Below are 19137 nucleotides of genomic sequence, written 5' to 3' on the forward strand. Positions count from 1 at the left end.
CGCCACCCGGTCGGGGCCATGCGGGTGGCGACCGCATCAGCCGGCGTATTCGCCGCGCTTGAAGTGCTGGTCCGCGATGTCCTTCAGCTTCGCGGCGGCGTCCGCGAGCCAGGCGGTCTCGCCCCAGAGCACCGCCTCGGGATCGGCGCCGAAGTGATCCGCGCTGGCCTGCTGCAACTCCGCGAGCAGCGCATCGAACTCGGCCTTCTTGGCCAGGAAGGCCTCGAGGCTCCGCTGCTGGTTGGCTTCGCGCTTGGTCATCGGGCTCTCCGTCCTGCTCATCGCGTGACGGACCATTCGCGCTGCGGCGCGCCCGAGCCAAGCAACATGCAGCGTCAGATGATTGCTCTTATTGGGCTTTCTCGGTCATCCCAGCTTCGCCGACGCCGCGGGCCGCGGCGATGTCGCCGAAGGTGCGGTCCTCGCCGTCCAGGACGGCGGCCTCCCCGGTGGCCTCCTGCCAGCGCCGGACGATGACGTCGGCGTAGGCGGGATCGAGCTCGAGCAGCACGGCGCGCCGCCCGGTGCGCTCCGCCGCGATCATGGTCGTCCCGGAGCCGCCGAAGGGATCGAGCACGGTGTCGCGCTGCTTGCTGCTGTTGCGGATCGCGCGCTCCACCAGCGCCACCGGCTTCATGGTGGGGTGCAGGTCGTTCCGCGCCGGCTTGTCGAAGTGCCAGACGTTGCCCTGGTCGCGGGCGCCGCACCAGTAGTGCTGGGCGCCTGCCTTCCAGCCGTAGAGCATCGCCTCGAACTGCTGGTGGTAGTCGGCGCGGCCGAGCGCGAAGGTGTTCTTCGCCCAGATGATGGTGCTCGACCACTTCCCACCGGCCTCCTGCCAGGCGCGATGCAGCGTCGGCCACTCGGACGAGGACATGCAGACGTAGCAGGCGCCCTTCGTCACCGAGAGCAGGTTCGCCAGCGCCGGGCGAAGGAAGTCGAGGAAGCCAGAGCCCAGCGCGTCGTTGGCGATGGTCATCCTGGCCGCTGTGCCGCCCCGGTAGGCGACGTTGTAGGGCGGGTCCGTGAAGGCCATGTCGGCGAGGCGATCGGCACCGAGCGCCCGCTGCACGTCATCTAACCTGGTCGCGTCGCCGCAGAGCAGGCGGTGCTCGCCGCAGCGCCAGAGGTCGCCCGCGCGGGTGACCGGGACGGCGGGCGGCGGCGGGGCGTCGTCGGCGCCGTCTTCGCCGAGCCCGGCGTCGGCCGCGGCCAGCAGCCGGTCGAGCTCCATCCCTGAGAAGCCGAGGACGTCGAGGTCCACCGCCGCCTCGTCGCGGATGCGGGCGATCTCGGCCGCCAGGAGCGCCTCGTCCCAGCCGGAGTTGAGCGCGATCTGGTTGTCCGCCAGCCGCAGGGCCCGGGCTTGCGCCTCGGTCAGGTGGGCAAGGCGGATCGCCGGCACCGCCGCCATGCCGAGGCGCTTGGCCGCCATGACCCGGCCGTGGCCGGCGACCAGCACGCCGGCGGCGTCGACCAGCACCGGGTTCACGAAGCCGAATTCGGCGATCGAGGCGGCGATCTGCGCCACCTGCGCCTCGGAGTGGGTGCGGGCGTTCTCGGCGTAGGGGACGAGCGCTACCACTGCCACGGTGGTGACCTGAAGCTCAGGCTGCATCGGCGGCCTCCGCCGGGACCCGTGCCGCGGCGACGGCGTCATAGTCCCGCCCGTCCTCCGCCAGGGTGACCGGCAGGTCGGGGTGCAGCAGGCGCCAGCGGGCGATCGCGAGGTCGACATAGGCCGGGGCGAGCTCGATGGCCCGCACCCGCCGCCCGGTGCGCTGGCCGGCGAGGAGCGTGGTGCCGGAGCCGGCGAAGGGCTCGAACACCGCCTCGCCCTCGTCCGTGTAGGCCCGCATCAGGAACTCCGGCAGCGCGACCGGGAACACCGCCGGGTGCTCGGTCTCGATGCCGCGGCCCTTGTGGCGGGTGATCCGCAGCACGCTGTCCGGGATCCGGCTCTCCTGCACCGGCAGGCCGATGTGGGTGTAGGCCTTCACCTCGCCGTCGGCGGCGCGCAGCCCGCTGCCCTTGTTCGGGGTGCCGGCCCACTTGCAGGGCACGATCTTGTTCGGCTGGCGCGCCTCGCGGTTGAGGTGGAACACCAGCTCGAAGGCCGGCGCGAGGCGGCCGTTCCAGTCCCCGGGCAGGCCGGGACCCTGGTCCCAGGCGTAGAGGCCGAAGCGGCGCCAGCCCTGCGCTCGCATCCAGTCCAGCCAGCCGGACCAGTAGGGCTGCCATTCCCCCTCGCGGTGGATCAGGCCGAGGTTCACCAGCGCCTGGCCGTCGTCCCGCAGGATCAGCGGCAGATGCTGGAACACGCCCCGCATCAGCGCATCCCAGTCGGAGACGCCGCCGGTGGTGTAGTCGCGCTGGTTGCCATAGGGCGGGCTGGTGAACAGCAGCGCCGCGTGGTCGCCAGCCATGACCTGAGCCACCGAAGCAGCGTCGGTGGAATCCCCGCAGAGCAGGCGGTGCTCGCCGAGCAGCCAGAGGTCACCGGGGCGGGTGATGGCCTGGCGCGGCGGGTCCGTTTCGGCATCGGCGGGGTCCTCCGCCGGCGCCTCGTCCGTATCCGCCATGCCAGGCGCGCCACCCCCGCCGGCCTCCGGCTGATCTGCTTCCTCGGGCGCTTCGCCATCGGTGACGGCGGTCTCTGCCGCCGCGAGGATCGCGCTCAGCTCGTCGGCCGAGAAGCCGAGCGTGGCCACGTCGATCTCCGCCGCGGCCTGCACGCCGGCCAGCGCCTCGCGCAGCAGCGCCTGGTCCCAGGTGGCGTTCTCCGCGATGCGGTTGTCGGCGAGTCGGAGCGCGTCCTTCTGCGCCGGCGAGAGGTGGCGCAGCACGATCACCGGCACCCGCTCGATGCCGAGCGCCACCGCCGCCTCGAGCCGGCCATGGCCGGCGATCAGCACGCCCGCCTCGTCCACCAGCAGCGGGTTGGTGAAGCCGAAGGCCAGCATGCTGGCCTTGATCTGCTCGATCTGCGCCGCGCCGTGCACCCGGGCGTTGCCGGGGTGGGCGCGCAGCTCGGCCACCGGGCGCAGCAGGATCTTCGCCGCCATCCAGGGGAGCGTCATCGGGCCATCCGGGATCAGGGTGGGTGCGAACCATGCGCGGCGGCCAGCGGGAACCGCGCGCCGCCACGGTTCGCAGCTAAACGATTGAGATCAGGGCCGTGTGGTGCGAACCGCGAACCATGTTTTCGGCCTGGCGCTGGCGAAGTCGCGCGCTTCCGCCCCCCGCATACGCCAGGCTCAGGAAGGACCCTGCGGCTCGAGAGCCACTGTCTCGATCGAGCGACGCCGTGGCTGGCGAGCCGCGGCGCGGCCGCGCCTTTTCGAGGTGACCTGATGATAGGTCGTGTGGATTTCGCTCCGCAACACGACATTCGTTCGCTGTGCTATGCTTGTCTACGCTCCTCGCTTTCTTCCTTGTCCCGAAGGAGCCAATGGCACAGCGCTCCCTCCGTCGATTGTCTTTCAGGTGCTGGGACATTTAGCCGCTTGGCGACGAATCGCAGCATGCTGCTCAGGCGTGTAGCGCAGCTCGTCGAGCAGAGCGTCAACGAGACCAGTCGGCTCTGGCACGGGGACGAAGCTGCGCTTGCTCCCCCAGGCAAGCATCCCTGCTGGCGCTATTGCCTGAACCGCCAACTCGAGCTCTGCCAGGATGCCGGAGAGCGTCGGCGGCACGACGAGAAATGCCGCGCGGCAGTACCGTCTGGCAAATGCCATACGTAGCGCTTTCGACTGCCGAGCATCCGGGCATCTATCCCCCTTGGCTCGCCACATCCGGCCCGTGTTGTAGGCGTGCGAGAACTTGTGGCTGCGGCCCTCAGAGCCACCAACGTGGCGGCCATAGATTCGCCCGTGGAAGCCATACTTGTCCTTTCTGGTGATGCCAACGTAGCGGATCACACCGGTGTGGTCGTAAAGCGCATAGATCCCGTGATCATGAGGTAGCGCGTCCAGTTGGACCGGCTCACGAGCCGTGAGCTCCCGGAACACGTTGAGGGGCTCCAGAGTCATCCAGTCACCTCGGTTCACAGGCCGATCATCGCTTCTGATCGTGGTCCTTCAATCGGGAGGGCGCTAGGCGATCTCCCCCCACTGAGACCCTCATGCCGCCCTCGTCCGCGGCACGAGCCCGAAGTGCCCTGCCAGGACGCTGAGCGTCGCCACCAGCATGCCCTGCGCCTGGGGCGGCGCGACGGGGCGGCCCCCCCATCCCTGGCGCATCGCCCACTCCCGCACCGACATCTCCAGGCCGACGACGTACCAGGCACAGGAGCCTGCGGCGCTCTCGTGGCCGCCCAGCGCGTCGAGCGCCTCGGCGACCTTGCGGCGCGCGTCCATGTTCCGCTCCGACAGCGCGTCCGCGGTCTTCCCCGGCAGCCGGATCAGCGGCGAGCGCGACATGCCGTCCAGAGCCGCGCGTCGGAACAGCGCGCGGAAGTAGCCGCCAGCATCGTGCATCTCCTGCGTGATGGTGCCGTTGGCCAGCATCATCCCGAGCGTGTCCACCGCGCGCCGGTGCTGCACAGGACTGCCCGTCTCCGGATCGGCCTCGCGGATCGGCTCCGAGAAGCCCCCGTGCTGCAGGCGCCACCGGCTCGGCGTCCCGAGGCTCTCCGGCTGGCTGCCGATCTTCTTCTTGCGCTTAGCGGCCATGGCTCATGCCTCCGTTCCGCGGCCCCCAGCGCCGCGTCGCTTCGTTGGTGAGGGCCTGGCGCAGCCAGGGATCGGTGATGTCCTCGAGGCGAAGAGCGACAACGCCCTGTTCTCGCCAGACGCGCCGGCGCATCGCCTCGAGGTCGGCGGCGTTGGTCGGGCTCGGCTCTCGACCGAGCGGGCAGCGCGGAAGCGACGGTGCGCCGGGCAGCCTCACTGCGCACCACCCTGGGCGTCGATCGCCCACAGCAGAAGGGCCAGGGCATCCGCCTCGTTGTCATCTGCGGGTGCGAAGCCACGGGCCCGCATGGCCGCGATGACAGCGTCCTTGCCGGCATTGCCTTTGCCAGTTGCGAAGCGCTTGATCGTGCCGACCGGGACGCCCTGGTAGGGGACGCCGGAGCTTTCGCACCAGGCGGTGAGATGGGCGAGGAAGCCGCCATAGACATGCGCCGCGGTGGTGCCGGCATGGCGCCGCACCTCCTCGAAGACGACGCTGCCGAGCGGGCCGGCGCTCGAGCCCATGCTGTCCAGCCAGCGGCGGAAGCGCAGCCAGCCCATGCCGCCGCCCTCGAAGCGGCCCGGACGGAAGCTGGCCGTGCCGGAGGTGATGGTGCCGTCGGCCAAGCGGACGGCCCAGCCGAGGGTGCTGCCGAGGTCGAGGGCCAGCAGGCTGCCGGCCGGGCCGCTGACGGTCCTGACAGATCTGACGCAGCTCCGGGAAACCCCGTCACGCGCGGGCGTGCGCGCCCGCGTGACGGGTGTTTGGGGGCGATCTGTCAGTTGCGTCAGGATGGTGGACATCCGCGGGTTTCCGTGCAGATCCATCATCAGAACTCCATGCTGCTGGTGGTGGCCGTGCCGCCGGCCTTGAGCGCGATCCCGCGAAAGGCGCGCTGAGTGGTGGCGCCGTCCCGGCACCGCTCGAAGCCGCGGTTGACGAGGTTGTCCGAGAAGCGCCGGACCGAGCCGACGAACTCGCCGTTCGCCTCCGCCCAGGCCTTCCAGGCGGCGAACAGGGTCGAGACGAGTTCCGTGCTGGCCGGGGATGTCTGGCAATGGTCGGAGATCCACCGCCCGAGGGCGTCCTCGGCCTCGAAATACTCGTCGGTGGCCGCCAGGACGGTCGCCGGCGGACGGAGGCCGACCCGCTGCCACTCGAGGCAGCCCTGCGGCGCCCAGGCGAGGATGCCGTCACGCTCGGCCAGCAGCCGCTCGGGCAGGCGCTTGTCGCGCTGGGCGGGCGGGATGGTGACCGTGAAGGGCACCATGTGCAGCCGCCGCCGCATCGCCTGGTCGACATTGCGGATGGAGGGCTTGTGGTTGCCCGCGACCAGCAGCTTGAACTGCGGGGTGAACTCGAAGAAGTCCTGCCGCATGAACCGCGCGGTGATGCGGTCGCCGCCGGTGAGCGCCTTCAGCTTGCTCTCCGCCCAGCGGCTTCCCTGCTCGGTCTCGATCGAGGTGACGATGCGGGCGCCGCGCAGCCCGGCCATGTCGGTCGGGTGGCGATCGCCGGTGGTCGCCATGAACATGTCCATCGGCGCGACGGTCGCGTAGTCGCCGAGCAGGGCCGTCAGCGTGTTGGCGAACACCGACTTGCCGTTCGCGCCGGTGCCGTAGAGGAAGAACAGCGCATGCTCGGTGGTGACGCCGGTGAGCGCGTAACCGACGACCCGGCGGAGATAGGCCTGCAATTCGGCGTCGCCGCCCGTCACCTGCGCGAGGAAGGCAACCCACGCCGGGCAATCCCCCTGCGGCGCCGCGCTGGTGATCTTCGTCATGCAGAGGACGCGGTCGTGCCGAGCGAGCGCACCGCTGCGCAGATCCACGACGCCGGCCGGGGTGTTCAGCAGCCAGGGATCGCGGTCCCAGACCTCGGCGGTGGTGGCGTGACGGCGATCGGCGCGCGCCAGGCGCTCGACGGCAGCCACCGTCGAGGCCTGCGACAGCTTCGTCCGGACCTTGGCGTTGTTCGCGCGGTTCGCCGCGGCGCGGCAGACGCGGCGGGCCAGGTCGAAGGCGCGCAGCGTGCCCTCGCGCTCCCAGCGGCATCCGGTCCAGGTGAGCCAAGCGCCCCAGACGGCGACGTGCCGCCAGTCCTCGCCGTGCTCCTCGCTGAATTCGGCCGCGAGCGCATCCTCGGTGAAGCCGATCGGCAGAAGGCCGTCATCCCCGGTGCCATCGCCGCCGGCTTCGCCATTCCCAGAGTCGGCTGCGTCCGGGCCGGCGTGGCTCGCCTCGGCCCTGCGCCACAGCCGCTCCGCCTCCTGGCGCAGCCGGTCCTCGGGCCAGGGCGGGCTGATCCGCGCGGCGTTGTAGTCGCAGATCTCCTGCCAGGCCTGGGCCGCGGTGACGAAGCCGTCCTGGCAGCGCCGGATCCAGTATCCGATGATCCGGGAGAGCGCGTCGAACCGGGTCACGCCATCGACACCGCCCTCGCGGATCTGCTGGCCGAAGAGTTCAGTGACCTCCCCGCGGGTGGCGCCCGCACCGTTGAAGTCGAGAGGGTCGCCGTCCGCGTCGGCAGACACCCCGGCGCCGACCCCTGGCAGAGGCGGCATGGCGAGCACGGCCTCCGCGAACTCGGCGAGATCGTGGTCGCGACCGTGCGTGGCCAGGACAGCGACGAGACTCCGGCGGCCGCCCTTGGCGTGGACCGAGCCGGCGACGCGGATCGGCTGGTGCGCCGACCGGAAGGCCGGGTCGCCGCCGACCTTCGCGGCGATCACGTGGCGCAGCCGGCACACCGTCGCCAGGTCCTCGCCCGCCGCCGGCTCGGTGAGCCGCCAGTAGAGGTGGAGCTTCGCCTGTCCGTCCGCGGTGACGCCGCCCGAGGCGACCTCGAGGCTGGGCGGGCCGAGGTGCTGGAGCAGGTGCGCGCGCTTCGCGGCGATGTCGCCGCCGTCGAGGTCGACCAGGACCACCTGCATCTGCGCAATGTGCTCGGCGCTGGCCTGGCCGGGCGCGGCGACCGTGCCGGGGATGACGTAGAGCGCCATGCCCGCCTCGGCGGCCCATTGCGCCTGGACGGCGAGCTTGGCCGGCAGATCGGCATCGGCCGGCAGGAAGGGCGTGTGCGGGGCGCGGTCGGGCCCACCCTTCTCGGCGAGGGCCCGGACCGCCACCCAGCCCTCGCACCAGCCGAAGACCATGTCGGCATAGGCTGCGACCATCGCGGCATCGGGGGCGACCGGCATGGGCGGGATCACCTCGGCGGCGCTCACGACCAGCACCGCGTGCGCCAGGGGCAGCGGGCGCACTCGAGGTGCTCGGGCTCGGCCGCGACGCGGGGCAGCCACTCGCCGGCGTCGCAGGCCTGCAGGACGCGCACCGCCTTGTCGCTCGTGGCCTGGGCCAGCGCCCCGTCGAAGGGCACCAGCTCGTGGTGGAGCTCGCTCGTGTCCTTGTTCACCGCGGTGAACAGGGCCGGCGCCTCGGTCAGGCCCATGTAGGCCTGGTAGAGCGCGATCTGCGCCGCGTAGATCGGCTTGGCCGCGGCGACGCCGCGCCGGACCATCTCCTTCCAGTTCCGGGCGTTGGCCGACTTGCACTCCCACAGCGCCGGCACGGCGACCACGCCCTGCGCCGGGGTGGGGACCGCAACGACCACGCCGTCGATGTGCCCCTGCACTCGCCCGCCGGCGACGGAGAAGCCGAACTGCTCGCCGGCGCGGCTGCGGGTGCGGAGGTCGAAGCCGGCGCGGCGGAGCCAGCCGATGGCGAGGTCCTCGAAGACGTGCCCCACCGCGAAGATCCGCAGCGTCTGGCCCGAGAAGCCGGTGTCCGGGTCGCGCGGGACGTCCAGGAACTCATACTGCAGGCGTCGGGCGCAGGGATCGCCGAGCCGCGAGCCGCCGAGATACTCCCGGCGCGCCCGCGTCCCGTTCTCCGCGACCAGCGCCGCGTCGACGAGCGCGTTGATCGCCTCCGCCGCGGTGGGCGGCTTCGGGCGATGGTTGAAGTCGAGGCTGGGCTCCGTCATCAGAACGGCACCTCCGGCGTTCCGCTGGAGGCGGATGCGCGCATCGCGTCCTGGAAGGCGCCGACCGCCACCTCCGCCAGCGTCAGCACCTGCTGCTCCGAAAGCGCGTTCAGCGCCGTGGTCCAGCCGATCTCGGCCATGACCTCGGCCATGGCCCGCATGGCGGCGCGGAGGGCAGCGCGCTCGTGTTCGGTGAGGTCAACCATGGCGGTGGACCGCCGCGCCAAGCGCACCCACCAGCCCTGGCAGGTGATGGAGCAGAAGGAGACCGAGGGCCGCGGCGGCCTCGACGATGTCGGGTCGAACCAGCCGAAGCCGCGCTCCGACCGCCGACAGGCGGCGCAGAGCGAGCGCGGCGCGGGCGCGAGGGGCATGGTCGTGCGCCGGGGTCATGCCGCCCTCCCCAGGCCGCCGGGAAACACCGCGGCCAGGATCTGCGGCCGGTGCCAGAGGAAGTTCAGCCGGCAGTTCGCTGCGTACTTCGACAGGCCGAAGTCCAGCGCCGGATCGGCGTCCCCGGCCTTGACCAGCAGCTCGCGCTGGCGCGGGCTGGCCGGGTGGTTCAGCCACAGCCGGCTCTTGGTGGCGGCGGCCCCGGTCTCGGCCTGGCGCAGGAAGTCGTCGGCCCCGGCCAGGACCTGCGCGCGCTCGCCGACGCCGAGGTGGCGCAGCCGCCCCTGGCGCAGCTTGCCGACCGCGTGCCAATGCTCGCCGTCGAAGAACACGCCGGCCCAGGCGTCGAAGCCGGAGGCGATCATGGCGTGGCCGTCGCCGTGCATGTCCCACCAGCGGAAGGGGGAGCGGTCGAGCAGGTCGATCTCGGTCAGCCCGAAGCACTGGAGCGGGCGCTTCTCGCGGAGCTTGCGCTCCCAGACGTGGCCGCAGAACGGGCAGGCGAGGGTGCCGAGCGGCACCTCCGCCTCGCAGTCCGGGCAGGTCTTGTAGGGCGCCTGGCCCGGCCCGGCTTCCTCCTCCTCGGAGAGCATCCCGTCGTGCTCGATCGAGCCGTGGCGCTGCGCCGCGCCGGCGAAGTCGAGGACGACGCAGTCGGTCTTCACCACGCCGGGGAAGCGCTCCGGGTCCACCTTCCGCAGCCCCCGCCCGATCGCCTGGATGAAGGTGCCGCGGTGGAGCATCGGGCGGAGGACGACGATGCAGCCAACCGGCTGGCTGTCGAAGCCCTCGGTCAGCACCATGCAGTTGGTGACCACCTGCACCTCGCCGCGGTCGAAGCGGGCGAGCAGCGCCGCGCGCTCCTTCGCCGGCATCTCGCCGGTCACCGTCTCGGCGGTGATCCCCGCGGCGCGGAAGGCGGCCGCGACCGCCTCGGCGTGGGCGACCGTGGCGCAGAAGGCGATGGTGCGGCGGTCGCCGGCGCGCTCGCGCCAGTGCTCGACCACCGCCTCGTTCACCACCGCCCGGTTCAGCACCTTCGCGGCGGCGTCCATGTCGTACTCGCCGGCCGTGGCGCCCACCTGGTCCAGGTCGTCGGAGACGCCGACATCGATGGTGAAGGTGCGCGGCGGCACCAGGATCCCCTGGGCGATCAGCGCCGAGATCGGCAGGTGGAAGGCGATGTTCGAGAAGGTCTTCCGGAGGCTCCGCCCGTCGCCACGCTCGGGCGTGGCCGAGAGGCCGAGCAGCTTGACCTTCGGGTTCGCGGCTCGCGCGTCGGCGATGATTGCCTGGTAGCTGTCGGCGGCCGCACGATGGCACTCGTCGATGACGAGGTGCGAAACCTGCCCCATGCGGGCGCGCCGCGCGGAGCGGGCCAGCGTCTGCACGCTGCCGAACACGACCTGGCCGGACCAGTCGTCCCGCTCGGCCTTCACCACCGAGGCGGACAGCCCGGCGACCCGGCCGATGGTGGCGCGGTTCTGCTCGATCAGCTCGTCCGTGTGCTGCAGCACCAGGAAGCGGGAGGCGGGCTGCGCCGCCGCCTCCTCGCCGATGTAGAAGCCGGCGACGGCGGTCTTGCCGGCGCCGACCGGCAGGGCGACCAGCGTGTTGCCGTGCGCCGCGGTCTTGGCGCGGGCGGCGTCCACGGCCGCCCGCTGGTAGTCGCGCGGGATCATTCCCCTGCCTCCCGCTCAGCGCGCCCAGAAGGGCGCGTTGCCCGCCGCGGCGGGCGGCTGGGGGGGCTGGGCGGCCGCCCAGGGCGGCGCAGCGCCGCCGGTGCCCTGGGTCACGGGGCCGGGCGGCGTCGGCTGCGCCGCGACCGGCGCCCCGCCCATGAGCCGGGCGTAGTCCGCGTGCTCGGGCCCGATCGCCGCGGCGACGACGTTGCGTCCCTCGTCGCGCGGGTCCGCCTTGTCCTTCTCGACCCCGATGCGGGCGAGGAACTCCATCCCGTTCAGGTCGCCGTAGCCGCGGATGGTGCGCGCGGCGCGGGCGCGGTCGGAGGTGTCCTTCGACGCGACGCCGCGCGCGCTCTCCAGGATGCCGCGGATCAGGGCGCGGCCGCGGTTGCCGTAGGGATCGTCGCTGCCCTGCGCGCCCTTCCCGCGGAGGCCGATGCGCGTGTAGACGCGGCGCCGCGCGTGCGGGCCCTCCAGGATCACCGCCTCGGTGTTGAGGTACTGCGCGTCGCTGGTGCGGCTCTGGGTCACCCAGCCCTCCGGGCCGACGCCGCCGGGCCGGATGGTGAGGCGGACCCTCACCAGCGTGCCGGACGGGATCAGCTCGAAGGCGTTCTGCTGCGCCTCGGCGCCGTTGAAGTCGTGCGTGAAGCTGTCGGACACCGCTCAGCTCTCCTGCGTCGTCGTGTCGGTGGTGGGGGCCGCGGGCAGGGCGACCTGGAACAGCGCCGTCGGAGGCGCCGCGGCCGGCCTGCGGATCTTCTCCATCAGCCGGCCGAGATGCGGCTCCTCGATCGTCGCGAGGCGGCCGCTGCGGTCCTTCGCCGGATAGCCGAAGGGGTTCAGCGTCGTGCAGACGAAGGCGCGGTAGGGCTCGCCCTTCTCGGTGCGCAGCTCGGCGAGCGTGATGAGCTCGTCGACCACGCCGGGCAGCTCGAGGCCGGTTTTGGTGCCCTCGACCTGCAGCGCGAAGAACGGCCGGTTGAAGTCGTCGAGCTTCTTGTCGAGGATCCCGACCAGCCAGACGTTCTTGTCCGGCACGTGCTGCAAGTGCGTGACCCAGGCGATCATCTCCTGGCCGAGCAGGCCGTAGGCGCCGCGCAGGTCGGGCTTGCCGCTGCGGTCCGAGACCGCCTGCGGCTGGCCCTTGCACCACTGCAGGCAGAGGCGCGACGCGACGGTGATCGAGTCCACGAAGATCGTCTGGTACTTCGCGAGCTGCGCGGGGCTGCCGAAGGCCTCGCAGACCCGGGCGTAGTGACCGGCGCCGTAGGGCTGGTCGTCCCGCATCGCCGGGTTCGGGCCGCCGATCCAGCAGGCGAGGTCGCGGGCGAGATCCCAGTCCCGCACGCGGACCTCGTCGCCGGGCCAGCCGGCGACCGCGAGCTCGCCTGCCTCGAGATTCACGAAGAGCGTCGCCGCGGGGTCGAGCGACCAGAGCTGGCTGGTCTTGCCGATGCCGGAGGCGCCGGCGAGGACGCCCTTGATGCCGCGCCGCTCCGCCATGCGCTCGTCGGCGCCGATGATGCGCAGCCGGCCCGGCTGTGTCTGGGTGAAGGGGGCGCTCACTTGCGGCGCTCCGCGAAGCGGACGGCGGCCTCCACGGCGAGGTCCGCGCCGCGCGCGCCGGCACGCCGGGCGCGGTCGTGCAGCTGCTTGAGGGCGGTGACGCGGCGGTAGATCGTATCCGCCTCGTCGCCGAGCGCCTGGATGGCGAAGGCGACGTCATCCACCGTCGCATCGGTGACCGCCTTGCTGACCGGCTGGCCGTACTCGCCGAGCTCGCCGGTGCGGAAGCTGTCCGGCAGCTCGGCCAGCGCGTAGGAGGACTCGCGGAGCCGCTGCAGCGGCGTGGTGGTCTTGAACATGGAAGCGTGACTCCTTCGTCGTCGCGCTCCTGTTCCGTCGATCTAGGCGCTGCCGGGCCCCGACGCGGCGGAGCTGACCGTCCTGGTGTTTCCGCCTCGCGGCGGTGTTGCATTCCCAGGAAGACCCGGCAGGAAAGCCGGGTGCGGTCAGGCGGCGGGACGATGCTCCCTGGTGCTGCCGCTGATGGTGCGGACCTGCGCCGCCTCGAATGCCTCGATGTCCTCGATGCGATAGGCGACGCGGCCGCCGATCTTCAGGAAGCGCGGTCCCTGGCCGAGCCAGCGCCAGCGCTCCAGCGTGCGCGGGCTGACGTTCCAGCGGCGGGCCAGATCGGCCTGGTGCAGGTGCCTGACGGACATGGCGACTTCCCTCGAACAACTGCGGGGAAGGTCGCGCCGGTGGAGGCAGAAAACGGAGCCGGCGATCGGCAGAAGAACCGGCAGAAATTCGGTTAGGGCTCGAACCCCCAGAGGCCGCCCTTGCTCTTCAAGAAGGGCGCAAGTCGTGTCCACTTCGCCTTGCCGAAGAAGGTCTGCAGGCTGTGGTGGTGGGTCAGGTCGCGTGCGCGGAGCCGGGTGCCGGCGTAGAAGGCGTCGACCAGCTTCCCGATGGCCTCCTTTTGCGCCTCGCTTCGGAACAGGATCGGGTCACCGCCGTTGATCGAGAGCCTGGTGCCGTCGGGTGACAGGACCAACGGTCCCGCCGCAACGGGCGGCACGCCGCTGAGCCGGGCGTCCAGGATGTCGGGACTGACGGCGAGGCCGTCCGGCGCGGCCAGCACGTCGCGCAACGCCACCACGACCGCGCCCGGGACGGCGATGTCGCGCACGCGGGCCGGCCGCGCGCTCGTGAGGACGACACGCGGGCGCGTGTGGGGCCGGGCTCGCGCAGCGTCGGCGACCTGGCGCTGGACGGCGGGATCGGAAAGCCGGCGCGCGAACCAGAGCGGGACCCGGGCCGGGCGCCTGCCGACGCGCGCCTCGCCGATCTCCCACAGCAGGCCGTCGACCAGGACGGACGATGGGCGGCCGCGCGGCAGACCGAGGCCGGAGGCGACGGCGGCCAGCACCGCGGCCATGTCCACGCGGCGCCGCACCAGGCGCTCCCCGGGGACGGCGACCGGCCCCACGGCGGGGCTGAAGTAGGCGAGCCCGCCGGCCCGCTCCGACCAGGCCAGGGACACCGGCACGTCGTCGTGGTCGGCGAGGGACGCCGTGACCGCCTCGTGGTCGTGCGGCACGAGCAGGCCGGCCGCCGCCAGCAGCGCCGTCGGCCCGGGCCGCAGCTCCGCCGCGGCGCCGGACAGCCGCGTCTCGCGGAGCTCCAGGATCTCCAGGAGGAACTCGACCGCCTCTGCGTCGAGGGACGGCCGGCCGTCAGACATCGCGCAGCAGCCGCCAGCGCCGCAGGTACTTCTCGCCGATGAGCCGCTCCCGCTCCGTACGGTCCTTGAGGTCGCAGCCCTTCGGCATGGAGATCGTGACCGGCAGGGTGCGGCCGCCGCGCACCCCCGGCACCGCGCGGAACCTGATGGTGAAGCGCACCTTGGTGAGCATGTAGCCCTCGATGCCGTGCTCCTGGTCCCGCAGCCGGGCCTCGGCGACCTGCCAGATGCTCGCCTCGGCGTCGCGCATGCACTCCAGGGTGATGCGCTCGCCCTGGGTGTCGTAGGGCATGAGCCGCATCAGGGTGACTCGCACCGACTCGATGTTGTCCTCGGGGTCGGTCGGGAAGTCGAAGGGCCGCCGCAGGTGGTCCAGCGTGTAGTGGCGGATCGGCAGCCGCTCGCCCGGGAAGGTGGCATCCAGCAGATGCTCGGCGAACAGCCGGACGAGCTCCTCGCGGGTCTCGCGGGCCGCGGCCACCACCTCGATCGCGCCGGTCGCCGGCTCGTAGGTCAGGGCCGCCTCGATGACGGGCCTGCGGGCGCGGCGCGCGAGACTGCCGTCCACGAACTCGAGCACGTCGCCGGCGCGCCCCTCGCGGTAGACGGCGGCCTGGACCAGCGCCGCGCCGGCGCCCTCCAGGGCCGGCCGGGAGCGGTCGCAGATCTCCACCTCGACGTTGGGGCTGCCGAAGCGCTCGGCGACGGCGCGCCGGAAGGCGGCGACGGCCTCGCCGTCGCGCGCGACGGCGAGGCCCGGCTGCCCGGCGAAGCCGTCCCACATCCGGCCGTAGCGCTTCTCGTCGGCGTAGCGGACCTCCTCGGCGTGGCGGAAGGCCTCCGGCTGATTGATGAACACCCACAGCGCCCGGGCGTGGCCGTTCTCCATCCCGTCGAGCAGGTCGTGGCGGGCGCAGACCGCGTAGAGCGCCGCCTGGCCGGGCTCGTCGGCCATGGCGCCCACCCGCTCGGCGTCGTTCATCAGGCGCAGCCGATCGGCCTCGTCCATGGCGTCGACCGCGCGGAGGAGCGGCGCCGCGACCGCGCTGGCCGGACCCTCCCAGGGGACCTCCTCCGGCAGGGGGGCGGTGAGGGTGGTGAAGTAGGTGCGCAGCGACGTCGGCGGGGTGCTGCGGATGAAGCTCGCCACGGTGAGCATGCTCGGACTCCGATGAGCGAATCGCGCGGACCATACGGCGATCCGCTCATTGCCGTAGCAACAGCACGGCGACGAAATCAATCGCAAATCTACGCCGAGTGGCGTAGCAGGGTCGGCGCTCAGCCGAACAGCGTGGGCGCCCGGCGCTCCGTGGTCAGGAAATCCAGCTTGAGGAGGCGGATCCGCGCCGCGTCCGGGGAGACCCGGAAGGCCTCGACCACCCGCCCGACCATCTCCGCCGCGAGCGGCGACTCGGCGTGCACGGCGGCGTGGATGCCGCGGGGGACGCAGAGCTCCGCCACCAGCCGGCCGAGGACGGAGCGCGGCATGAGGATGGCGCCGCTGACGTAGCCCGCCTGCCACTCCATCCAGTCCACCTCGCGGGCCCCCAGGATGGAGTCCCGCTTGCAGATCGCCTTCGTCTCCGGGTCGGCGCGGTCGAACAGGCCGCCGCGGGAGAACCGCTCGGCCCAGAGGGCGCGATGGAACTGGGCGTGGCCGAGCTCGTGGGCCAGCGTCGTCCGCAGCCGATTCTCACGCCGCGGGTCCGAGGACAGGCGCTCGGACACCGCCACGGCCGGCAGCTCGTCCGGGAAGAACTCGGTCATGCCCTCGACGTCGCCGCCGTGGGCGGACAGGTCGGCGTAGAGGTCGAGGCTGGAGGTGTACCGCTCCACCAGCACCGTGAGGTCATCGGTGGAGATCGGGTACCGCGCCTCGCCGTACCGGCCGCGGAGGAAGGTGCCGACGATCGCCTCGCACTCCCGGTCGAGCTCCTCCTGGCCGAAGTGGGGGCGCCGGCCGAATCGGCCGGATCTGTCGGGCACCCAAGCCACCATGCGCCACCCCCTCAGTTCGACACGCTCTTCCGGAAGTTCCGAAACGCCGCGGCGACCTTATCAGGATCGCGCGCCTTCAGCCGCACCTCGTCGGGGATCTTGCCGGCCAGCACGAAGAGGTAGTTCTCGTCGACGCCCAGGGCCCTCGCGAACTGGCGGATCAGGTGGTCAGAGCTCGGGCTGCGCCGGTCGTGCTCGATGTCGTTCAGGTACTGGGGCGAGATCGGTCCGGAGCCGTCGTCCTTCAGCACGGACGCCGCCAGGTCCTTCTGGCTGATGCCCTTCTCCTTGCGGGCCGCCACGATGGCCTTGCCCAGCGTCGTCGCCCGCGATGTCATCGCGCGTCCATCCCGCGGCTTCCCATCCTACGGTGCTTCGCGGATTGACGTATCTTGGCTGGCGGCTCCGGGGTCAAGCAGGGATTCGGAACCCGCCGGGAGGCGATGGCCGCGACTCGGGCTGCCGGCCCGGGAGCGGGGCGGGCGGCGGGTGCGAGGGAGGCTGCGCACGGCTGCCTTCTTCTTCGCTGTGGTTCGCTAAGCGATTGTTTTGGCTGTCCAAATTGGCCGGTCGGGGTGATCTTGGGCGCGAACCGATGATCCCGAGCCCCTCACCCCACTCCGCCGCCCTGCAGCACCTCCCGCCGCACCTCCGCGAGGTCTGCGCCCTCCTGGCCGCCGGCCTGCTGCGGCTGCGCAGCCGCGCCGCCGAGGAACTGGCGCGCGACGCCGCCGAGGCCCGGGACCGGGGAGAGGTTCGCCTACACTCCGCGCCCTGGCAGCGCCGTCATGCCAACCCGACTCGTCGGAGACAGGCATGACGAAGCGCTCGAATTATAATGTGCAGGCCGCCGCGGCGCCGACCGCGGTGGTCGCCAGCATTCCGCCCGCCAGCGTGCTGCCCCGCCTGGCGGCCCTGAAGACCGCCGACATCGCCGACCTGAAGCGGCAATGGCGCGAGCTCTGCGGCACCGAACCGCCGCCCTACAACAGGAAGTTCCTGGAGAGCCGGCTCGCCTACCGCATCCAGGAGCTGGCCTATGGCGGCTTGAAGCCGGAGACGGTGGCCCGGCTGGAGGCGCTGGGCGAGCAGCTGGACGGCGGCAACGTGGTGCTGCGCCGCATCCGCGCCGGCGAGGACCGGCCGGTCGCCGGCACCCGGCTGGTGCGCGAATACCAGGGCGTCCAGCACACCGTCACCGTGCTGCAGGACGGCTTCGAGTATGAGGGCCGGCCGTACCGTTCCCTCTCGGCCATCGCCCGCGCCATCACCGGCACGCGCTGGAACGGCTGGAGCTTCTTCGGCCTGAAGAACCAGCGGGGGCAGGCATGAGGCGCAAGGCCACCGCCGCGGCCGAGGCCGTCCTGCCGGCCGCGGCGAGGAAGCTCCGCTGCGCCGTCTACACCCGGAAGTCGACCGAGGAGGGGCTGGAGAAGGAGTTCAACAGCCTCGACGCCCAGCGCGACGCCTGCGAGGCCTTCATCGCCAGCCAACGCGCCGAGGGCTGGGTGCTGGTGCCGGACCACTACGACGACGGCGGCATCTCCGGCGGCACCCTGGAGCGGCCCGCCCTCCAGCGCCTGCTGCGCGACATCGAGGCCGACCGGGTGGACGTCGTGGTGGTCTACAAGATCGACCGCCTCAGCCGCTCGCTGATGCACTTCGCCAAGCTGGTCGAGGTATTCGACGCCAACGACGTCACCTTCGTCTCGGTAACGCAGAGCTTCAACACCACGACCAGCATGGGCCGGCTGACGCTGAACATCCTGCTCAGCTTCGCCCAGTTCGAGCGCGAGGTGATCGGCGAGCGGGTGCGCGACAAGATCGCCGCCTCAAAGGCGCGCGGCATGTGGATGGGCGGCTCGGTCCCGCTCGGCTACGAGGTCCGCGACCGCAAGCTTGCGGTGAATGAGGAAGAGGCCGCGCGGGCGCGACGGGCGTTCGAACTCTTCGCCGAAACCGGCTCCGGCGTGGAGACGGTGCGGCGGCTGCGGGCGGAGGGCGTGCTGACCAAGACCGGCCGGCCCTTCGACAAGGGGGCGCTCTACCGGCTGCTGAACAACCGCACCTACCTCGGCGAGGTGGCGCACAAGGGGAAGGTCTACCCGGGCGAGCACCGGCCCATCGTACCCCGGGAGCTGTGGGACCGGGTTCATGCCATCCTGCGGGAGAGCCCACGGGTCCGCGCCAACCGGAACCGCCGGCAGACCCCGGCCCTGCTGCGCGGCCTGATCTTCGGCCCGGACGGGCGCGCCATGTCGCCCACCCACACGCGGCGGCGGGGGCGGCTCTACCGCTACTACATCAGCCAGGCGGTGCTGAAGGGGGAAGCGGAGGACTGCCCGGTCCGGCGCCTGCCGGCGGCCGAGATCGAGGCGGCGGTGGTGGATCAGGTCCGGGCGCTGCTGCGCCAGCCCGAGGTGGTGGTCGGCACCTGGCGGGCGGCGCGGGCCGAGGCGCCGGACCTGACCGAGGCCGAGACGCTGGCCGCCCTGGAGCGGCTCGACCCGCTCTGGGACGAGCTATTCCCGGCCGAGCAGACCCGCATCGTCCGGCTGCTGGTCGAGCGCGTCGAGATCAGCCCCGCCGGTGCCGATATCCGGCTGCGGCTGGAGGGGCTGGCCAGCTTGGCGCGCGACCTCGGCGGCATCGGGACCGAGACCCGGAGGGCGGCGTGACGACGGCCACCAGCATCACGGTCCGCGTCCCGCTGGCGATCCGCCGCCGCGGCGGGCGGAAGCTGGTGGTCACGCCGGACGGCAGCAGCCCCGGCGCTGCGGCGGCGCGCACGCGGGCCGACCCGGCCCTCGTCAAGGCGCTGGCCCGGGCGCACCGGTGGAAGCGGCTGTTGGAGGAGGGGCGCTACGTCTCGCTCGGCGAGATGGCCGCCGCCGAACGAATCGACCGCGGCTATCTCGGCCGACTCCTCCAACTGACGCTCCTCGCACCGGACCTCATTGAGGCGATCCTGGATGGGCGGCAGCCTCCTGATCTCAGCCTGCCGACCCTGATGGCACCCTTCTCCGCCGTCTGGGCCGAGCAGCGACTCGGCCTTCCGGGCGGCGCGGGAGGACAGAAGAGGAACAGCCGCAGATCTTCGGCGCATGGGAACCAGGCTGGGGATCCGGCGCGATGACCGCCTCCCCCCTG

The 19137-nt window shown here is 72.2% G+C and carries 21 protein-coding genes; 3 read left to right on the top strand and 18 right to left on the bottom strand.

Annotated elements, in window-relative coordinates; genetic code table 11:
- Positions 1-36 precede the first annotated feature (36 nt).
- From IEX99_RS18325 to IEX99_RS18410, 18 genes are all read right to left on the bottom strand, one after another.
- Entirely contained in the window at positions 37-261 is a 225-nt protein-coding gene (locus IEX99_RS18325; RefSeq protein ID WP_176559886.1) for a hypothetical protein, read from the bottom strand.
- An 88-nt stretch (positions 262-349) separates the two neighbouring features.
- The gene (locus IEX99_RS18330) at positions 350-1618 is read right to left on the bottom strand and encodes a site-specific DNA-methyltransferase (RefSeq protein WP_135468454.1); all 1269 of its coding nucleotides are present in this window, start codon (positions 1616-1618) and stop codon (positions 350-352) included.
- Positions 1608-3080: a site-specific DNA-methyltransferase gene (locus IEX99_RS18335; protein ID WP_188902979.1), complete on the bottom strand. Its 1473-nt coding sequence runs from the start codon at positions 3078-3080 to the stop codon at positions 1608-1610. The genes IEX99_RS18330 and IEX99_RS18335 overlap by 11 nt, the downstream gene beginning before the upstream one ends.
- Positions 3081-3482: 402 nt before the next feature.
- The gene (locus tag IEX99_RS18340; protein ID WP_188902981.1) at positions 3483-4031 is read right to left on the bottom strand and encodes a GIY-YIG nuclease family protein; all 549 of its coding nucleotides are present in this window, start codon (positions 4029-4031) and stop codon (positions 3483-3485) included.
- 90 nt (positions 4032-4121) lie between these two features.
- Entirely contained in the window at positions 4122-4673 is a 552-nt protein-coding gene (locus IEX99_RS18345) for a hypothetical protein (RefSeq protein ID WP_188902982.1), read from the bottom strand.
- Between the two features lie 213 nt (positions 4674-4886).
- The gene (locus IEX99_RS18350) at positions 4887-5504 is read right to left on the bottom strand and encodes a hypothetical protein (RefSeq protein WP_456304531.1); all 618 of its coding nucleotides are present in this window, start codon (positions 5502-5504) and stop codon (positions 4887-4889) included.
- Positions 5504-7936, bottom strand: a complete 2433-nt coding sequence (locus IEX99_RS18355) for a phage/plasmid primase, P4 family (protein ID WP_229678129.1) — start codon at positions 7934-7936, stop codon at positions 5504-5506. The genes IEX99_RS18350 and IEX99_RS18355 overlap by 1 nt, the downstream gene beginning before the upstream one ends.
- Positions 7897-8658 carry a hypothetical protein gene (locus IEX99_RS18360; protein ID WP_188902984.1) on the bottom strand — a complete coding sequence of 254 codons (762 nt, stop codon included), beginning with the start codon at positions 8656-8658 and terminating at the stop codon, positions 7897-7899. Before IEX99_RS18360 ends, IEX99_RS18355 begins: the two co-directional genes overlap by 40 nt.
- On the bottom strand, positions 8658-9032 hold the full coding sequence (locus IEX99_RS22560) for a DUF6511 domain-containing protein (protein WP_229678130.1): 375 nt from the start codon (positions 9030-9032) through the stop codon (positions 8658-8660). The genes IEX99_RS18360 and IEX99_RS22560 overlap by 1 nt, the downstream gene beginning before the upstream one ends.
- Before the next feature lie 15 nt (positions 9033-9047).
- Positions 9048-10733, bottom strand: coding sequence for a DEAD/DEAH box helicase (locus tag IEX99_RS18370; RefSeq protein ID WP_188902986.1), 1686 nt, complete (start codon positions 10731-10733; stop codon positions 9048-9050).
- 15 nt (positions 10734-10748) lie between these two features.
- Complete coding sequence (locus IEX99_RS18375; RefSeq protein ID WP_188902988.1) at positions 10749-11399, bottom strand: hypothetical protein; 651 nt, start codon at positions 11397-11399, stop codon at positions 10749-10751.
- Positions 11400-11402: 3 nt separating this feature from the next.
- Positions 11403-12305 (bottom strand): ATP-binding protein, encoded by a 903-nt coding sequence (locus IEX99_RS18380; RefSeq protein ID WP_229678131.1) that lies wholly within the window; start codon positions 12303-12305, stop codon positions 11403-11405.
- Positions 12302-12604, bottom strand: coding sequence for a hypothetical protein (locus tag IEX99_RS18385; RefSeq protein WP_141853611.1), 303 nt, complete (start codon positions 12602-12604; stop codon positions 12302-12304). Before IEX99_RS18385 ends, IEX99_RS18380 begins: the two co-directional genes overlap by 4 nt.
- Before the next feature lie 147 nt (positions 12605-12751).
- Complete coding sequence (locus IEX99_RS18390; protein ID WP_188902990.1) at positions 12752-12964, bottom strand: helix-turn-helix transcriptional regulator; 213 nt, start codon at positions 12962-12964, stop codon at positions 12752-12754.
- Between the two features lie 92 nt (positions 12965-13056).
- On the bottom strand, positions 13057-13989 hold the full coding sequence (locus IEX99_RS18395) for a hypothetical protein (protein WP_188902992.1): 933 nt from the start codon (positions 13987-13989) through the stop codon (positions 13057-13059).
- Positions 13982-15148 (bottom strand): hypothetical protein, encoded by a 1167-nt coding sequence (locus IEX99_RS18400; RefSeq protein ID WP_188902994.1) that lies wholly within the window; start codon positions 15146-15148, stop codon positions 13982-13984. The genes IEX99_RS18395 and IEX99_RS18400 overlap by 8 nt, the downstream gene beginning before the upstream one ends.
- Positions 15149-15267: 119 nt before the next feature.
- Positions 15268-15975 (bottom strand): ImmA/IrrE family metallo-endopeptidase, encoded by a 708-nt coding sequence (locus IEX99_RS18405; RefSeq protein ID WP_229678132.1) that lies wholly within the window; start codon positions 15973-15975, stop codon positions 15268-15270.
- Between the two features lie 23 nt (positions 15976-15998).
- Positions 15999-16325, bottom strand: coding sequence for a helix-turn-helix domain-containing protein (locus IEX99_RS18410; RefSeq protein WP_141853601.1), 327 nt, complete (start codon positions 16323-16325; stop codon positions 15999-16001).
- Positions 16326-16803: 478 nt separating this feature from the next.
- Here IEX99_RS18410 and IEX99_RS18415 point away from each other — a divergent pair, with 478 nt between their 5' ends.
- The 3 genes from IEX99_RS18415 to IEX99_RS18425 are packed head-to-tail and all read left to right on the top strand — an operon-like array spanning position 16804 to position 19123.
- A complete protein-coding gene (locus IEX99_RS18415; protein WP_141853597.1) occupies positions 16804-17319 on the top strand; it encodes a DUF2924 domain-containing protein in 516 nt (171 codons plus the stop codon).
- Complete coding sequence (locus tag IEX99_RS18420; protein WP_141853595.1) at positions 17316-18665, top strand: recombinase family protein; 1350 nt, start codon at positions 17316-17318, stop codon at positions 18663-18665. The genes IEX99_RS18415 and IEX99_RS18420 overlap by 4 nt, the downstream gene beginning before the upstream one ends.
- Complete coding sequence (locus IEX99_RS18425; protein ID WP_229678133.1) at positions 18662-19123, top strand: hypothetical protein; 462 nt, start codon at positions 18662-18664, stop codon at positions 19121-19123. Before IEX99_RS18420 ends, IEX99_RS18425 begins: the two co-directional genes overlap by 4 nt.
- Positions 19124-19137: the final 14 nt, after the last annotated feature.

Source organism: Caldovatus sediminis, from assembly GCF_014644455.1.
GTDB classification, from domain to species: domain Bacteria; phylum Pseudomonadota; class Alphaproteobacteria; order Acetobacterales; family Acetobacteraceae; genus Caldovatus; species Caldovatus sediminis.

Excerpts from the sequence above, each read along its gene's own strand:
- IEX99_RS18325 (WP_176559886.1), bottom strand. The coding sequence starts at position 261 with ATGACCAAGCGCGAAGCCAACCAGCAGCGGAGCCTCGAGGCCTTCCTG.
- IEX99_RS18330 (WP_135468454.1), bottom strand. The coding sequence starts at position 1,618 with ATGCAGCCTGAGCTTCAGGTCACCACCGTGGCAGTGGTAGCGCTCGTC.
- IEX99_RS18335 (WP_188902979.1), bottom strand. The coding sequence starts at position 3,080 with ATGACGCTCCCCTGGATGGCGGCGAAGATCCTGCTGCGCCCGGTGGCC.
- IEX99_RS18340 (WP_188902981.1), bottom strand. The coding sequence starts at position 4,031 with ATGACTCTGGAGCCCCTCAACGTGTTCCGGGAGCTCACGGCTCGTGAG.
- IEX99_RS18345 (WP_188902982.1), bottom strand. The coding sequence starts at position 4,673 with ATGGCCGCTAAGCGCAAGAAGAAGATCGGCAGCCAGCCGGAGAGCCTC.
- IEX99_RS18350 (WP_456304531.1), bottom strand. The coding sequence starts at position 5,504 with ATGATGGATCTGCACGGAAACCCGCGGATGTCCACCATCCTGACGCAA.
- IEX99_RS18360 (WP_188902984.1), bottom strand. The coding sequence starts at position 8,658 with ATGACGGAGCCCAGCCTCGACTTCAACCATCGCCCGAAGCCGCCCACC.
- IEX99_RS22560 (WP_229678130.1), bottom strand. The coding sequence starts at position 9,032 with ATGCCCCTCGCGCCCGCGCCGCGCTCGCTCTGCGCCGCCTGTCGGCGG.
- IEX99_RS18370 (WP_188902986.1), bottom strand. The coding sequence starts at position 10,733 with ATGATCCCGCGCGACTACCAGCGGGCGGCCGTGGACGCCGCCCGCGCC.
- IEX99_RS18385 (WP_141853611.1), bottom strand. The coding sequence starts at position 12,604 with ATGTTCAAGACCACCACGCCGCTGCAGCGGCTCCGCGAGTCCTCCTAC.
- IEX99_RS18390 (WP_188902990.1), bottom strand. The coding sequence starts at position 12,964 with ATGTCCGTCAGGCACCTGCACCAGGCCGATCTGGCCCGCCGCTGGAAC.
- IEX99_RS18395 (WP_188902992.1), bottom strand. The coding sequence starts at position 13,989 with ATGTCTGACGGCCGGCCGTCCCTCGACGCAGAGGCGGTCGAGTTCCTC.
- IEX99_RS18400 (WP_188902994.1), bottom strand. The coding sequence starts at position 15,148 with ATGCTCACCGTGGCGAGCTTCATCCGCAGCACCCCGCCGACGTCGCTG.
- IEX99_RS18410 (WP_141853601.1), bottom strand. The coding sequence starts at position 16,325 with ATGACATCGCGGGCGACGACGCTGGGCAAGGCCATCGTGGCGGCCCGC.
- IEX99_RS18415 (WP_141853597.1), top strand. The coding sequence starts at position 16,804 with ATGACGAAGCGCTCGAATTATAATGTGCAGGCCGCCGCGGCGCCGACC.
- IEX99_RS18420 (WP_141853595.1), top strand. The coding sequence starts at position 17,316 with ATGAGGCGCAAGGCCACCGCCGCGGCCGAGGCCGTCCTGCCGGCCGCG.